This is a genomic window from Xanthomonas sp. NCPPB 1128, assembly GCF_001043115.1.
Taxonomy (GTDB): domain Bacteria; phylum Pseudomonadota; class Gammaproteobacteria; order Xanthomonadales; family Xanthomonadaceae; genus Xanthomonas_A.
The window spans coordinates 114,232-129,174 of the sequence record NZ_LFME01000004.1; the positions used below are offsets into that span (position 1 = coordinate 114,232).

15 protein-coding genes are annotated in these 14,943 nt (G+C 69.5%); 9 read left to right on the plus strand and 6 right to left on the minus strand.

Going from position 1 to position 14,943, the window contains the following annotated elements; genetic code table 11:
• Nucleotides 1-54: 54 nt before the first annotated feature.
• Together ACP93_RS04800 and ACP93_RS04805 are read left to right on the plus strand one after the other, a co-directional pair.
• Complete coding sequence (locus tag ACP93_RS04800) at nt 55-669, plus strand: CPBP family intramembrane glutamic endopeptidase (protein WP_228135958.1); 615 nt, start codon at nt 55-57, stop codon at nt 667-669.
• 398 nt (nt 670-1,067) lie between these two features.
• A complete protein-coding gene (locus ACP93_RS04805) occupies nt 1,068-2,270 on the plus strand; it encodes a sensor domain-containing phosphodiesterase (protein ID WP_228135953.1) in 1,203 nt (400 codons plus the stop codon).
• A gap of 262 nt (nt 2,271-2,532) precedes the next feature.
• On the opposite strand, the gene ACP93_RS04810 is transcribed toward ACP93_RS04805, so the two are convergent.
• The gene (locus ACP93_RS04810; RefSeq protein WP_048489629.1) at nt 2,533-3,189 is read right to left on the minus strand and encodes a hypothetical protein; all 657 of its coding nucleotides are present in this window, start codon (nt 3,187-3,189) and stop codon (nt 2,533-2,535) included.
• A gap of 206 nt (nt 3,190-3,395) precedes the next feature.
• Here ACP93_RS04810 and ACP93_RS04815 point away from each other — a divergent pair, with 206 nt between their 5' ends.
• The 3 genes from ACP93_RS04815 (at nt 3,396) to ACP93_RS04825 (ending at nt 5,990) form a co-directional block, all read left to right on the plus strand.
• Entirely contained in the window at nt 3,396-3,989 is a 594-nt protein-coding gene (locus ACP93_RS04815; RefSeq protein ID WP_048489630.1) for a hypothetical protein, read from the plus strand.
• A gap of 166 nt (nt 3,990-4,155) precedes the next feature.
• The gene (locus tag ACP93_RS04820; protein ID WP_204243637.1) at nt 4,156-4,890 is read left to right on the plus strand and encodes a hypothetical protein; all 735 of its coding nucleotides are present in this window, start codon (nt 4,156-4,158) and stop codon (nt 4,888-4,890) included.
• A gap of 263 nt (nt 4,891-5,153) precedes the next feature.
• Entirely contained in the window at nt 5,154-5,990 is an 837-nt protein-coding gene (locus ACP93_RS04825) for a DUF6348 family protein (RefSeq protein WP_048489632.1), read from the plus strand.
• Nucleotides 5,991-6,041: 51 nt separating this feature from the next.
• Here the strand turns inward: ACP93_RS04825 and ACP93_RS04830 are convergent, their stop codons facing one another.
• Nucleotides 6,042-6,824, minus strand: a complete 783-nt coding sequence (locus ACP93_RS04830) for a 1-acyl-sn-glycerol-3-phosphate acyltransferase (protein WP_082143376.1) — start codon at nt 6,822-6,824, stop codon at nt 6,042-6,044.
• A 416-nt stretch (nt 6,825-7,240) separates the two neighbouring features.
• On the opposite strand from ACP93_RS04830, the gene ACP93_RS04835 reads away from it, so the two are divergent.
• Entirely contained in the window at nt 7,241-7,630 is a 390-nt protein-coding gene (locus tag ACP93_RS04835; RefSeq protein ID WP_048489634.1) for a ribonuclease domain-containing protein, read from the plus strand.
• 437 nt (nt 7,631-8,067) lie between these two features.
• Here ACP93_RS04835 and ACP93_RS04840 read toward each other — a convergent pair whose 3' ends face one another.
• A complete protein-coding gene (locus ACP93_RS04840; protein ID WP_228135954.1) occupies nt 8,068-8,562 on the minus strand; it encodes a hypothetical protein in 495 nt (164 codons plus the stop codon).
• Between the two features lie 97 nt (nt 8,563-8,659).
• Nucleotides 8,660-8,866, minus strand: a complete 207-nt coding sequence (locus tag ACP93_RS04845) for a hypothetical protein (protein WP_048489635.1) — start codon at nt 8,864-8,866, stop codon at nt 8,660-8,662.
• A 74-nt stretch (nt 8,867-8,940) separates the two neighbouring features.
• Between ACP93_RS04845 and ACP93_RS04850 the strand changes: the two genes are divergently transcribed.
• Nucleotides 8,941-10,092, plus strand: a complete 1,152-nt coding sequence (locus ACP93_RS04850; RefSeq protein WP_048489636.1) for an exodeoxyribonuclease III — start codon at nt 8,941-8,943, stop codon at nt 10,090-10,092.
• A gap of 72 nt (nt 10,093-10,164) precedes the next feature.
• Here ACP93_RS04850 and ACP93_RS04855 read toward each other — a convergent pair whose 3' ends face one another.
• Together ACP93_RS04855 and ACP93_RS04860 are read right to left on the minus strand one after the other, a co-directional pair.
• A complete protein-coding gene (locus tag ACP93_RS04855; RefSeq protein WP_048489637.1) occupies nt 10,165-10,983 on the minus strand; it encodes an HDOD domain-containing protein in 819 nt (272 codons plus the stop codon).
• Between the two features lie 157 nt (nt 10,984-11,140).
• Nucleotides 11,141-11,614, minus strand: a complete 474-nt coding sequence (locus tag ACP93_RS04860) for a YehS family protein (RefSeq protein ID WP_048489638.1) — start codon at nt 11,612-11,614, stop codon at nt 11,141-11,143.
• Nucleotides 11,615-12,024: 410 nt separating this feature from the next.
• Between ACP93_RS04860 and ACP93_RS04865 the strand changes: the two genes are divergently transcribed.
• Together ACP93_RS04865 and glpD are read left to right on the plus strand one after the other, a co-directional pair.
• The gene (locus ACP93_RS04865) at nt 12,025-12,885 is read left to right on the plus strand and encodes a DeoR/GlpR family DNA-binding transcription regulator (RefSeq protein ID WP_048489639.1); all 861 of its coding nucleotides are present in this window, start codon (nt 12,025-12,027) and stop codon (nt 12,883-12,885) included.
• Between the two features lie 449 nt (nt 12,886-13,334).
• The gene (gene glpD, locus ACP93_RS04870) at nt 13,335-14,849 is read left to right on the plus strand and encodes a glycerol-3-phosphate dehydrogenase (RefSeq protein WP_048489640.1); all 1,515 of its coding nucleotides are present in this window, start codon (nt 13,335-13,337) and stop codon (nt 14,847-14,849) included.
• Nucleotides 14,850-14,943 lie beyond the last annotated feature (94 nt).

A 14,943-nucleotide genomic window follows, 5' to 3' on the forward strand; every position in this document is an offset into this window, starting at 1 on the left:
TGGTGGATGCGGGGACGTGGGGAGCCGTCAGGCGGGTGGGGTGAGTTGCTGCTGGTGATTGCAGTGGCGTTCGGGCTGCCGATCTATTGGAGTGCGCTGGCGGTGCTGGCGCCGGTGGTGGAGCCGTCGTTCTCCGACGCGAACCTGTGGGGCATGGTGTTCTACGAGCTGCTGGTGCTGGCGTTGTTGCTGCCGACGCTGTGGTTCCGCGGCTGGACGGCGCAGGCGCTGGGGCTGCAGTGGCAGGCGCGCGATCTCGGCGTTGGCCTGGCGCTGCTGGCCGCTTGCCTGGTGGCGACGTATCCGTTGAGCCTGTTGAACGACAGCGTGGCGGCCGAGGTGAATCCGTCGATGGACGCGATGGTGGCCGGGCCGCTGTCGGCAGGCGTGGTCGTGCTGGTCTCGCTGCTCAATCCGATCTTCGAAGAGGTGTTCGTGTGCGCCTACGTGATCCGCGCGCTGGAACGGCGGCACAGCCCGGCGTTCGCGGTGAACGTGAGCGTGGCGATCCGCGCGTCGTACCACCTGTACCAGGGGCCGGTCGGCGCCATCGGCATCGTGGTGGTGGGGCTGATCCTGGGTTGGTGGGTGGCGCGCACCGGGCGGCTGTGGCCGGCGATCGTGGCGCATGCGGCGCTGGATCTGTTGGGGCTGATGGCCTACGCCTGATGCGCTGGGCGCACCCGCACGCCGCTGGGCGCTGCGGTGATTGCACATGTCGGTGACGCGCGAGCGGGGAGGGGGTCACACCGAGCGAATGGCTGCCGTGCCCGATCGATCTGCGATCGCCGAGCCGCCTCGCCAGCTGAATGCGCAGTCCCTCGATCTCCGACACAGTCGCTGCCGTAGACAGCTCACTTTCTGAACAAGCCAGCGCTTTCGCCGTTGTTCGACTGGTCTTACAGTCGGACGACAAGGATGTGTCGCCCGCTGGACAAACGGGGGGATGTCCAGGGTTCCGCTGCTGCATCACGGCCGGCGCCACGCGCGGGCAAGCGGCGGGACCGCAACGCTTTCGGGGGAGAAGCGGGATGCTGTTGAGCGAGGGTGCACCAGAACCTCATCCGTTGTTCGAGCTGCTGTCGGGCGAGATCAGCGACCGCGAGTTGCGCCGCTGCCTGCGCGTGGTGCGCCTGCACCTGGGCATGGACGTGGCGTTCCTGTCGCGCTTCCGGGAAACCGACCGCGTACTGGATCACGTGGACGGGCCGCCCGATGGCCCCATCCACGAAGGCCAGATCCTGCCGTTCGCCGATGGCTACTGCATGGGCGTGGTCCGCGGCGAGTTGCCGCAGCTCATTCCGGACACCTCGTTGGTGCCGGCCGCGCGCTGCATTCCGGCGACGTGGCAGATCCCGATCGGCTCGCATATGAGCGTGCCGATCCAGGTGAATGGCCGGGTCTACGGCACGCTGTGCTGTTTCAGCTTTCTGCCCAGGCACGACCTGGGCGAGCGCGACATCGGCATGCTGCGTGCCTTCGCGGAAATCTTCGCGTTGCGCCTGCACGAGGTGGAGGCGCACAAGCTGGAACGGCAGGCGATGATCGACGAGATCGACGGTGCGCTGGCGGCAGGCGCGCCACGCATCGTGTTCCAGCCGATGTTCGCGCTGCAGGGACTGCGCCTGCATGGATTCGAGTGCCTGTCGCGCTTCGATGTCACGCCGCAGCGCGGGCCTGCACAGTGGTTCCAGCAGGCCGAACTGGCCGGCGTCGGCATCCGCCTGGAGTTGCATGTGCTGGCCAAGGCGCTGGCGTATCTGCGGCGGTTTCCCCCGCAGTACCGGCTCAGTGTGAACCTGTCGCCGGAATTGATGACGTCTGCGGCCTTGGCCGGCCTGCTCGGCGACGATACCGAGGTGGCGCGCCTGACCCTGGAGATCACCGAGCACGCCATCGTGCGCAACTACCAGGCACTGGCACAGGCGCTGGCGCCGCTGCGCGAACGCGGTGCGCAGGTGGCGGTGGACGATGCCGGTGCCGGCTACGCCAGCATGCGCCACATCCTGCAGTTGCAGCCGGACGTCATCAAGCTCGACATGAGCATCACCCAGTGCATCCATTCCGACCGCAACCGCCGTGCGCTGGCCAAGGGGCTGACCAACTTCGCCCATGAGATCGGCACGCAGGTGGTGGCCGAGGGCGTGGAGACGGCACAGGAGCTGGACGCGTTGCGCGAGTTGCAGGTCGACTTCGTCCAGGGCTATTTCCTGTCGCGGCCGCTGCACGAGGACGCGGCGCTGGCGCTGGCGTTGAAGGAGGTCGGTTAGCGCCGTTTCGGCGTCGCGCGGGCAGGTGAAGCACGCCTGGCGCGGTGGCGGGCGACGTTGGACTGCAAGCGTGCATACCGATGGGCACGTCCTGGCGCAGTTGCACCAGGGACGTGCGTTACGCCGCAGGATGCGATGGAGCTGACTCAAGGCTCCCGACGGACTGCACGAGGCGCGACCGTTCTGTGCAGGCCGTCGCCGGAGCAGGCGCCGACGCGGTGCCGCGCATCCGCGTGGCGATGCAGCGCGCGTCGATGCGTGATCACGGCCAACCGACGGCGTGCTGCAGGTAGCTCAGGTGGCCCGGCTGCAATTCGGTGACGAACACCGAGGTGAGGATGGGGTGCTGGCCCCAGACATGGCCGCACCGCGTATTGACCGGATTGACGCCCGCATCGCGCTGCGTGTACTGCACGGCCGGATTGCGTGGTGCGTTGAGGTTGTTGGCCAGGCCCAGCGCCCAGTGTTCCCATGTGTACCAATGATCGGAGGCCATGACGATGCTGTAGCGGGTGGGATGGGCGCTGATGGTCAGGCCGGCGGCGGTGATGCAGAGCCTGGCGAAGGCGCCGGTGCAGACGACCTGGGCGTCGTCGTCCAGGTCGATCAGCGCGTCCTGGAAATGCCGCTCGATCAGGTCCGCCTGCGCCGTCGCGGCGGGGATATGGAAGGTGGTGTCGACCCAGTCGCGAAAGCCGGGCCGCAGACCGACCAGCGCGCCGCTGGCATTGAGCTCCAGCGCCTGCTCGAAGATCGTCGGCGGCGTATTGGCGGCGTTGCCACCGTCGCCGCCGAACAGTGCCCACCCCCAGCATGGGGCATCCGGATAAGGGTCGACCCAAGTGGGGTCGAGTTCGGTACCTGCGTCGAGAGCGGGGCTGGCAAGGCCTTGCAGTTGTGCATCGGTCAGCACGGGCATGGGTGACTCCTGAGGAAGAGAAGACGACGGCCGTCTGTCGCGCGCGTCGGGCCGTGCGGCGTCGAGCCAGTCGATTGCCTAGACGTCGCGGGCACGCGTCTGTGAAGTGCATGCCGCCTGCGCGTCGCGCGGCAGGGACGGGCGGCGTTCACACCTCGCGCCGCGCGACGTCCTAGCACTCGGGAACCGTCCGAGGAGCCGATCGCATGCCGTCCACCGCGACCACCCTGCTGATGTTGCTGTCCTCGCTCAAGCCGGCGCGCGCGCCGCCGCGGGGCACGGCGTCCCCCAGCCCGACACACGCCACGCCAGGCGCTGCGGCGCCACCCACCAAGGAGAGCAAGATGCCCAGCGAATTCGATTTCCTGGAGAAGCACTACGACCGCACCGAGATTCCCGAAGTCGCCGCACAGGCGGCCAAGGAACGCTTTGGCAACTATCCTGGTGCACGGACCAGCACGGTGATCTACGGTATTCCCTGGCAGGAGCTGGTGGACAGCATCGTGCAGGCGGTCGACAACTATTCCTACGGCGCGATCTTCGATACGTCCGCGTTCGCGTATCTCAGCGAGTACAAGGGCAGGCCGCAGTGGAACATCGTGCTGACCGGGCTGCAGTACGTCAACGCAACGCTCAAGGTGGTCGGTGCCACGCCCACCTACACGATCGCCAGCTACAACAACGGCACGGTGGTGGTGACGGCCGAGGTCGCCGGCAACAATCCGCCGATGCTGGGCGAGATCGTGCACCTGCAGGCGGCGGTGGGCGGTTACGTGGAGACGCTGCAGTTGAAGAACTGAGTGCCTGCGCGTTCGAGCGGCCTGGGCGTGTCGCGCGGGAGGCCCAGGCCGGGCGCGATCCGGCCGACCGCCCAGGCCATTGCTGCGGCGAGGCGACATCGGCACTGGCTCGCCGCCGCGACGATGCCGCACACTTGCCGGCTCTGGTCGAAGGCAGGAACAGGCGATGGCACGGCGATACGGATGGAGCGCGATGCTGGTGTGGCTGGTGACGTTCGGCGCGGCAGCGGCCGGCCCGACGCCCGGTGAGTACGCCACCAAGGAAGGCTGGGGCAGCATGCGGGTCACCGACAAGGGCGGGGCGCGTCAGTTCGACCTGCTGTCGGTCGGTGCCAACGGCCACACCTGCACGTTGTCGGGCACGCTGCAGGGCGACAAGGCGGAGGTGAACGACGCCGGCGACGTGCCGTGCAAGCTCGCGTTCAAGCCGGTACAAGGCGGCTTCAACGTGGCCGCGCTGACCGAGGAGAGCTGCCGCGACTATTGCGGCATGCGTGCCAGCTTCGAGGGCGACTACCTGCGGCTGCCGGCCGGCTGCACCGCCGCGGCCAGCAGCCGGCGGCGCGAGGGGTATCTGCAGGACTATCGCGGCAAGCGCTATGCCCAGGCGTTGGCCGGCATGCAGGCGTTCGAAGGCGAGTGCGGCGGCTTCCTCAACTGGCTCGATCGCGACCGTTTCGCCAACGACCGTGCCATCACGTTGCTGCGCCTGGGCCGGCCGCAGGAGTGCCTGGCGGCGCTGGACGGCACCATGGCCGGCCGCAGTCACGACGAGGCCTCGTTCCAGGCGGAACTGGAAAAGCAGAGCACCATGCTGCCGCCCAGCGACTGGGACGCGTACCTGCCCATCGCCAAGTCCACCTGGTTCAACCGCAGGCTGTGCGAGGCGGCCAGGCACTGAGCGGGCGCGTGCGGCGGGTGCCGGCCAGGCACGCGCTGCCATGTGCCGCCTGCGTGTGGCGCACTGCGCGGCAGAGCCGGCGCGGGACGCGGCGCGATGGCATTGCCTGCGCCCGGCGTGCGGCGAGTGCGTGCAGCGGGGGCCGCAGGCTGCTGCCCACCGTGCGACCCGTCGCTGGCCACGGCATCGCCGGTTGCCGTCGCCGCGGGCCACTGCGCATACTTCCGGCGACCGACTGTGCATTGGAATGCCCTGGAGCAAGGATGATCGACCGACTGCGACGCCTGTTGTCCCGCACCTCGCCGAGCGGGCTCGATGCCACGCGCGATGCTGCAGGGTCCGAATCCGCGCCCGACACGCAACCGGGCCAGGCACTGCAGCAACTGTTGCTGCAGGTGCTGCAGCGCGAGGGGCATGCGGCAAGCTTGCACGACGATGCCGTCGAGCTCGGCAACGGCCTGCACCTGCTCACCGAACTGGTGGACCTGGCCGAACTGCGCAGCGGCGTGCGCACGGCCAGCTGCATTCGCGTGCATCACCGCAGCCTGTTCCCCGATGGCATCGTTGAGTTCCAGCACTCCATCGGCGAAGACACCGAAGCAAGCCTGGCCTCGGGCTTCACGACCTGGGCGCGCACCGATCTGGTGGCGTTGTCTGAGGCGGTGACGGCACCGGCCGATGCTCGCTGCATGACGCTGCAGATGGAGTTCCCTGCCACGGCCGAGGCGCAGACCGCGGTGCGGCGCACGGTAGTGCTGGGGCCGGTGGCGCACATGAACGGCGATGCGGCCCGGGCTGCGGCCGGCGACGACACGGAGCACGCGTTCTGCCCGTGCTGCCTGTTCACCAACAGCCTGGATGCCTTGATGCCGCTGCTGCAGCGCGATCGGCGCATGCTCGGGATCCGGCTGTTCGCCTCGCGCGATGCCGACGGCGAGGTCGCGGCCGACTGCCGGGTCAACGGCGAGGACTTTCCCGAGGGCGTGGCGTGCCTGCGCCGCTACGCCGAGACCTGGCCGGCGCTCGGCGCCATGGAGTTCCGCAAGCAGTACGCGGTGGTGCGCCTGCCGGAGCCAGTGGTGGCGGATACCACGCACTGAGGTGCCATCGCGCGCTGTCCGAGCGCAAGCCCATTGGTGTGCGGCGCCGGCCTAGGCCGCAGCGGCATCCGCTGGCGATGCCGGCAGCGCCGAGGCCACGATGCGGTGCAACTGTGCCGCCAGCGCCTTGCGGTCGCTGCCCGGCGCCACCGCGATCGGTGCGTGGAAGGTCACCCTGACCACCGCACCGGACAGGCGCAGGAACTGCGCGACGTGTGCGCCGGCCTGCATCTCGCCGTAGAAGGCATAGGCCTCGCGATCGCCACCCCGCGCGATGGGTTGACCGTCCACGCTGCGCACGTCCAGCGTGAATGGTTGCAGGGTCCATTGCCGCGCGCCCGGATCGGCACTGAGGAACAGCGAGAACAGGCTGGACTTGAACGGCGCCACCCACTCGCCGGAGGAGGTAGTGCCTTCGGCGAACAGCACCACGTCGTGATCCGGACGCAGTTGCGCGGCCACCGAGGCGGCCACCGCGGCCGCATCCTGGCGGCGCCGGCTGATGAACACGGTCTGCGCCAGCGCGCCGATGTGGCGCATACCCGGCCAGCGCTCCATGTCGTTCTTGGCGATGAAGCGCGCACGCAGCAGGCTGCCCAGCACCACGATGTCGAAGTGGGAGATGTGGTTGCCGACGAACAGCGTCCCGCCCGCCTCGCGCGGCGCGCCCACCACCTCGACGCGGAGGCCCAGGGCGCGCCGCAGGCAGCCGAACCACAGCCGCGGCAGCACGAACGCGCCGCGGCCGCGGGTGAAGCGCATCAGCAGCCACTGCGGCGGGATCAGCAGCAGGCTGGCGAGCACGCAGACGGCAACGCGGACGATGGTGCGCAGGCGGCCGACGAGGGCGCCTGCAGCGGGGCGGAGCGGAACGGCGGCGGGCATGGGCGAGGGGGGCTGGGGAGACGGTCGGCGCGCGCGGCGGCGCGCCCGCGGCGATGGTAGCCGAGGCCTGCGTCTTCGGCATTCATGACGTCGCGGTGCCGCGGTGCCGCGGTGCCGCGGTGGGGCGCGTGAGGATGCATCAGGGAATGTGCCGTGTCCGCGCACTTCCAGTCCCGATGCCGTTCCGGCGTTCACGTCGCCCCTTCGCCGCCGTCTTGGATCCCTGCCGTACCGGGGCGCCATGCCGGCCGCAGATCAGCCATCGCCCGATGGGCGTGGCGCCGGCGCCTGCGCATCGTGGCAGCGCCCGCCGCGGCGCCGTTCGCCGGTGGCGGCCATCCCGATCACTTCCAAGGAGCACGTCCATGTCCCGTCCGATCCACGCTGTCCTGCTTGCCGCGCTGCTGGTCTCCACCCAGGCGCAGGCGCAGAAGGCGCCGTCCGCCTGCGGCGCATTGCCCACCTACGTGCGCGAGGCCGCTCGTGACATGGCGTACTGCATCACCATGCCCAACCCGATCGCCGCCTGCGGTCCCACCCAGGTGGACGTGCAGGTGTTCGGCAATGCCGAAGGGCGTCTGCCGAAAGCCGGCAAAGGGCAGACCTACTACGAAGGCAAGGCGCGGCGCGACCCGGGCGGCCCGGCCGGCACCTATCGCCTGGTGTTCCTGGTCACCGACGGCAAGACCAAGTCGACGATCGCGCAGCGCTACTACTCGGCCGATCACTACACGACGTTCTGCGCGGTGCAGTGAGGGCGTCCGGCTGGCGCCGCCTGCGAATGGTCGGTGCCAGTCGATGCGGTGCGCCAGCGCGGCGCGTGAGTATGAGCACCGGGCGGCGGCGGTGCTTGTGCTTTGGCGGTGGCCGGTACCGATGGGGGGCGCGGCGTCGTTCGTCGCGGCTTAAGCGGCTCCTGCAAACGCAATGGTTTGCGATGAGTGTGCTGGATAGGTGGTGGAGGACTTCAATCTCGACGAGGGGTGAAGTCGATCGCCACTGGTGCTTCGTTCGTCGCGCTGAAGCGGGCCTCCAACAGCACTGGGAGGCGCATCCTGTAGGAGCGGCTTCAGCCGCGACGAGGCGTTACCGGTAGAGCCTACAAGGCAATGGGTGCCCTTCGATTCGCAGCAAAAGCCAACTGCCTGGGCTATCGGGAAGCCGCGCCCACGGCACGGTGGAGATTGCAGCGTCAGTGCCTGTCATCGGCCTGCTTGCAGTCCTCAGCCTGCGAGGTGGCGAACGACGCCAGGATCCACGCACCTGTGGGGCGTGCCTCGACGCCGTAGCGCCACGACTGGCGCACGCTGTCTGCGCAACTGGTAATGGCGATGCTATCGCCGGTCGAGCCGTTGGCCGGCAGTGGCAGGGGCGCAGGAAGCCGCTCGCTGGCGGGTGGCAGCGCTCGCGCGTAGGTCAGGACGATGGGGCCGAGCTGGTCGAGATTGCCCATGCGCGCGCCATCGCTACGCGTACGGTGCTGCACCAGCCAGTCGCGCACCTGCCGCCACTCCGGCGTGCCTGCGGCGTAGGTGCTGGTGCTCGACACACGCAGGCTATCCGGCGCGTTCGGCGCAGCGTAGGCCGCCAGCGGCAGCAGGGCGAGCAGCAGGGGGGCAATGCCCCATCGCGCATGCCGAGCGCGCGTCCGTCCGTTTCCGACCGCAACATCGCAGCGCCTGTGCATCCGCCCGCTCCCTGTGGTTGCCGATGGCGCGACGATAGCACCATCGGCGGCCACGTTTTCCCGCGTGGTGCGGACATGTCGTCGGCCGCGCTCGCGCTCAGCGCTTGCCGGGGCGATCGGCCAGCGACGCCTGCAGCGCGGTGGCCAATGCGGCATCGCCGCTGACCAGCGCGCTCCAGCGCAGTTCCAGGCCCTTGCGCCGGCCTTTCTCGGTGAGTTTCAGGCCGTCCGGGTCCAAGGTCAGGGTGTAGTGCACGCCGTCGATCTCGAGTTCGCGGCGCAGGGGTTTGTCGAGCGGAGTCATGCGGCGGCTCCCGTTTTCACGATGCGGCGAGGGTAGCCGGGCGAAGGTGATGGCAGGTTCTGCAGGCGCGCCGGATGAAAACGCTCAAGATCGCCACCTACAACGTCAACGGCATCCGCAGCCGCTTGCCGCAGTTGCTGCAGTGGCTGCAGCGCGAGGCGCCGGACATTGTCGGCCTGCAGGAGCTCAAGAGCGTGGATGCGGGTTTTCCGCTCGCCGAGCTGCATGCCGCCGGCTACGGCGCGGTGTGGATGGGGCAGTCGAGCTGGAACGGCGTGGCGCTGCTGGCCAAGGGCTGCGACCCGGTCGAGAGCCGGCGCGGCCTGCCTGGCGATCCGCGCGACACCCAGAGCCGCTACATCGAGGCGATGGCGCACGGCGTGCTGGTCGGCTGCCTGTACCTGCCCAACGGCAATCCGCGCCCGGGTCCCAAATTCGACTACAAGCTGGACTGGTTCGCGCGCCTGCAGCGGCATGCGCAGCAGCTGGTGGCGCTGCCGCATCCGGTGGCCCTGATCGGCGACTTCAACGTGGTGCCCACCGATGCGGACATCTACAACCCGGCCTCGTGGCGACGCGACGCGTTGCTGCAGCCGGAGAGCCGCCAGGCCTATGCCGAACTGCTGGCGCAGGGCTGGACCGACAGCCTGCGCGAGGTGCACGGCGAACGCCGCGTGTACACGTTCTGGGATTATTTTCGCCAGCACTGGCAACGCGATGCCGGGCTGCGCATCGACCACCTACTGCTGAATCCGCCGCTGGCCGCGCGTCTGCGCGACGCCGGCGTGGATCGCTGGGTGCGCGACCTGCCGCATGCCAGCGACCATGCGCCGACCTGGGTCGTGCTGGGCGTGGTGTCGGCCCGCGGTGCAGCCGCGGCGTCGCTCAAGCCGAGGCGCGGCGACGGGGACGTTGGAGGAAAAACGAAGGGCGGTAAGGCGACGAAGACCACACGCCCCTCCGCGTCTGGCACTCCGTCGCGGGCGGCGAAAGCCGCAGTGCGGACCAGGGGCAAGACGACGGCCAGGGCCGCGGCGAAATCGACGACGCCAGCGCAGGCAACGAAGAAGCGAAGCGCAACAAAGACGACGTCGGCGAAGACTCCGAAAGCGAACACGCCGAAAGCGCGCAAGCCGCGCGCTGCGGCCGAGGTGCCGCCGACGCCCCCGCGCGGCAAGGCGCGCCGGAAACCACCCCTTCTCCCGCCGGGAGAAGATGGCGCGTAGCGCCGGATGAGGGTATGGCGGAAGCGTGGAAGGGGCCGATCCCGTGCTGCCGCCGCGTCCCGGTGACTTGTCTTACTTCAACATCTCGGTGAAGGCGCGATCGGCCTCGATCACGTCCGGCAGCGCGTCGAACAGCGCGTCCAGGTCCACATCGTCCATCAGTGGGCCCGTCACCGCCTGCCGCGCCTGGTCGTTGGCGCTGCCGTGGCGCTCCAGCGCGTCGGCGACCAGCGCGGCCTGGGCAACGAGCTTGGGCATCGGCTCGCCTTCCGGCGCCTGCAGCGGCCGCGCCTGGAAGGCGATGGCGGTCTGGATCACCTGCGGCAGCTGCCAGCGCCGCGCCAGCTCGGCGCCCACTTCCGGATAGCCGAAGCCCAGTTGCACGGTCTCGTCGGCGGCGCGGCCGCTGGAGGAGGCGTCCGGGTGCAGTTGCGCGGCGTAGTCGGGCGCGCCGGTCTGGATCAGCAATTCACCGATGTTGTGCATCATGCCGCAGGTGAACGCGGTCTCCGCGTCCAGTCCCTTCTGCCGCGCCAGCAGCCGGCACACGCCGGCCACTTCGAAGCTGTGCAGCCAGAACGCGCGCAGGTCGAAATGCGCCGGGGCATGGAACGCGCCGGTCACCGAGGAGGCCAGCACCAGGGTGCGCAAGGTGTTGAAGCCCAGGCGCAGCGCCGCGTCTTCCACCGTGGTGGAATCGCGCGCGCCACGGAAGCGCGCCGAATTGGCCAGCCGCAGCACCTTGGCCGCGATCACCGGGTCCCGCTCGATGTTGCGCGCCACCGCGTCCAGGCTGGTGCCCGGCGCATCGAACTGCAGGATCAGGTCCTGCGCCACCTGGGGAATGGTCGGCAGGGTGTGCAACTGGTCGAACAGCGCCTCTAGCTTCATGGGGACCCTCGGAACGGAACGGGAGGCGGGCAGGGCCGGCAGCCGGCCGCGCCGCCACGGTGGCGGAATGCGCGCATCCTACCGATTCGCGATGGCCGGCGTGTGGATGGCCGGCGTCGCGGCGACGGCCGCGCCCTGCTGCAGCGGTGCGCGCGGCTCAGCCGGCGGCGCGCACGCGCAGGGTCAGGCCCTTGAGGAAGTTGCGCAGCAACTGGTCGCCGCACAGGCGGAAATTCTTGTGTTCCGGCTGCCGGAACAGCGCCGACAGTTCCGGCTTGGACACCGGGAAACCGGCGGCGTCGAAGATCTGGTGCATGTCCACGTCCTTGAGCTGGAACGCCACGCGCAGCTTCTTCAGCACCACGTTGTTGGTGATGCGCGCTTCCACCGGGCGCGGCGGCAGGCTGTCGTCGCGGCCGCGGTAGTGGAACACCAGCCCGTCCAGCACGTGCGCCAGCACCGCGTCGCTGCATGCGACGAAGCCGTCTTCGTCTTCCTTCTTCAGCCATGCCGGGATCTGCGCCTTGTCGATCGGGAATGCCGGATCGGCGAGGTGCGCCAGATCGACGAGCTTCTGGTCGCTCAGGTCGAGCATGTAGCGGATGGAGCGCAGGATGTCGTTGTTGAGCATGGCAGGTGCGGGAGTGCCGGCAGGCCCGGCGAGGGCGGCTAGTCTAGGGCCTGTCACCCATTCCCGGGTAGGCCGCGTTGGCGCTGCAAGGCCGTCAGGTTTGCGTCGCGTGGCGCAGGCCTGACTGGCCGTCAGGTCAAGCCGCGCGGCGCGAAGATGGCGGCCTTGCAGCGACAACCCGAAGGGCCGCTCTTGCGCATGCCCGGGACTGCGTCATTGCTCGGTCGTGGACGCACGTCCACTCCCTCGCGCTTCTTTGCCCCAGGCACGCGCAAGGGCGGCGCGACCTACCCGGGAATGGGTGACAGGCCCTAGGCGCTGGCCCGCATCGGCGCGTAGACCGCGCAGGCCCGGGTCATGGCTGCGGTTCACCGAGGGTGTGGACGCGGCGCGGTTGCATCCGCCGGCGCATGCGCCATCATCGGCGCATGGACCATCCGATTCCCAAGCCGAGCGCCGTGTCCGCGCTCAATCCGCGCCAGGAGCAGCTGGTGGCGCTGGTGCGCCAGCAGGGCTATGCCGAGGTGGAAGGGCTGGCGGCGCGCTTCGAGGTGACGCCGCAGACCATCCGCCGCGACCTGACCCTGCTGTGCGAGGCCGGCGTGCTGCGCCGCTACCACGGCGGGGTGAGCCTGCCGTCGAGCGTGGAGAACCTGGCGTATGCGGCGCGCAAGTCGCTGCAGGCGCAGGAGAAGCGGCGCATCGCCACGCTGCTGGCGCAGCACATTCCCGATGACGCTTCGTTGTTCATCAACATCGGCACCACCAACGAGGACGTGGCGCGCGCGCTGATGGGCCACAGCGGCCTGCGCGTGATCACCAACAACCTCAACGTCGCGGTGATGATGAGCGCCAATCCCAGCTTCGAGGTGATGGTGGCCGGCGGACGCGTGCGCGGCCGCGACCAGGGCGTCACCGGCGAGGCCACCATCGAGCTGATTCGTCAGTTCAAGGTGGATTTCGGCGTGATCGGCATTTCCGGCATCGACCTCGACGGCACCCTGCTGGATTTCGACTTCCACGAGGTGCGGGTGGCGCAGGCGATCATCGAGCATTCGCGGCAGGTGTTCCTGGCCGCCGACCACAGCAAGCTCGGCCGCAACGCGATGGTGCGGCTGGGGCCGATCGGGCGGGTGCAGGCCTGGTTCACCGACCGCGCGCCGCCGGCCGAACTGGCTGCGGTGCTGGACGCGGCCGGCACCCGGGTGTTCGTCGCCGAGGGTGATGCCGCCGATCCGGGCGTGCCGGAGCTGGGCGCGGCTGCGGATTGAGGGCGCCTGTAACAACGCCGAAGGCAATTCGTAGGAGCGGCTTCAGCCGCGACGGGCATTCCCGGGACGCCCGTCGCGGCTGAAGCCGCCCCTACGATCGAGACAAGACATCCTGCCGCGCCCCGGCAATAGCGTGTTGCTAGAGGTGTCCTTGAGTCGACCCGCCGGCTCTGGCGCCGACGCCAGCGGCGACGAGACTTATGTTCGAATTATTTCGTTAATGTTGCGTGATGTGGCGTGTTTGGCACGCCGCATCGCCGCCGTGTGCGCGTCTGGCTGTCTACATTCTAAGTCAAAGACGGCTTTCGGCCCGTCTTCCAGGGCGCTTTCGACGCCACGCTGCAGTGCAGCGTGATATGTTCGGAAATGTTCGTTTACGATCTTTTCGTCCTCAGTCCTGAACCCGGTCAGTGTGCCGGCGGCAGGACACGACACTTCCGGAGTCGGCTATGCGTGAGACCTACGATGTGCTGGTGGTCGGTGGCGGCATCAACGGCGTGGGCATCGCCCGCGACGCGGTGGGCCGCGGCCTGTCGGTGTGCCTGTGCGAGCGCGACGACCTGGCCGCGCATACCTCCAGCGCCAGCACCAAGCTGATCCACGGCGGCCTGCGCTACCTGGAGCAGTACGAATTCGCCTTGGTCGGCAAGGCCCTGGCCGAGCGCGAGGTGCTGCTGCGGCTGGCCCCGCACATCATCTGGCCGCTGCGCTTCCTGTTGCCGCACCAGCCGCACCTGCGCCCGGCGTGGATGATCCGCACCGGCCTGTTCCTGTACGACCACCTGGGCCGCGGCCGCCGCACCCTGCCGGGGTCGCGACGCCTGGCGCTGCGCACGCATCCGGTGGGCGCGCCGCTGCGCGAGGAGTTCCGCACCGGCTTCGTCTATTCCGATGCCTGGGTGCAGGACGCGCGGCTGGTGGTGCTCAATGCGATGGACGCCGCGCAGCGCGGCGCGCGCATCCTCACCCGCACCCGCTGCGTCGGCGCGCGCCGGGTCGATGGCCTGTGGCAGGTGCAACTGCAGCACGCCGACGGCCGCCGCGAAGAACTGCGCGCGCGGTCGCTGGTCAATGCCGCCGGGCCTTGGGCGGTGCAGTTCCTCGACGAGGTGGCCCATGTCGGTCACGACCACGCGCTGCGCCTGGTCAAGGGCAGCCACATCGTGGTGCCGCGGCTGTTCGAGCACGATCACGCCTACATCTTCCAGCAGCCGGACCGGCGCATCGTCTTCGCCATCCCCTACGAGCAGGACTACACCCTGATCGGCACCACCGACGTCGACTACCACGCCGACCCGGCCGCGCCGCGCATCGACGGCGAGGAGACGCGCTACCTGTGCGAGGCGGCCAATCGCTACTTCCGCAAGCAGATCGCCCCGGACGACGTGGTGTGGAGCTACAGCGGCGTGCGCCCGCTGCTCGACGACGAGGAGGACAACGCCGCCGAGGTCACCCGCGACTATCTGCTGGAACTGGACGCGCGCGACGGCGCGGCCCTGCTCAATGTGTTCGGCGGCAAGCTCACCACCTACCGCAAATTGGCCGAGGAGGCGGTGGACCGGCTGACCGCGCACGCCGGGCGCAAGGCGCCGGCCTGGACCGCGCACGGTGCGCCGCTGCCCGGCGGCGAGCGCAACGACATCGCCACGCTGGCGCGCGAGTTGCGCGCAGCAAGGCCGTGGCTGGCCGAGGCCACTGCACAGCGGCTGGCGCGCAACTACGGCACCCGCGCGGAAACGCTGCTGGGCGATGCCGCCTCGCTGCAGGACCTGGGCCAGCACTTCGGCGCCGACCTGTACCAGGCCGAGGTCGACTACCTGCGCACACACGAGTGGGTGGTGGAGGCCGAAGACCTGCTGTGGCGCCGCAGCAAGCTCGGCCTGCGGGTGGACGCCGCTAGCCGCCAGCGCCTGGTCGCCTACCTGCAACAGGCGCCGGCCACGCTGGCCGCGGCACCTGCTTGACGAAAACGCTGCCGCCGGCCCGGTTCGGGCCGCGGCGGCGCGTGCACAATCGCGCTGCGCCCGGCCCCCGCCGCGGCGCAGGAACCTGGACGCA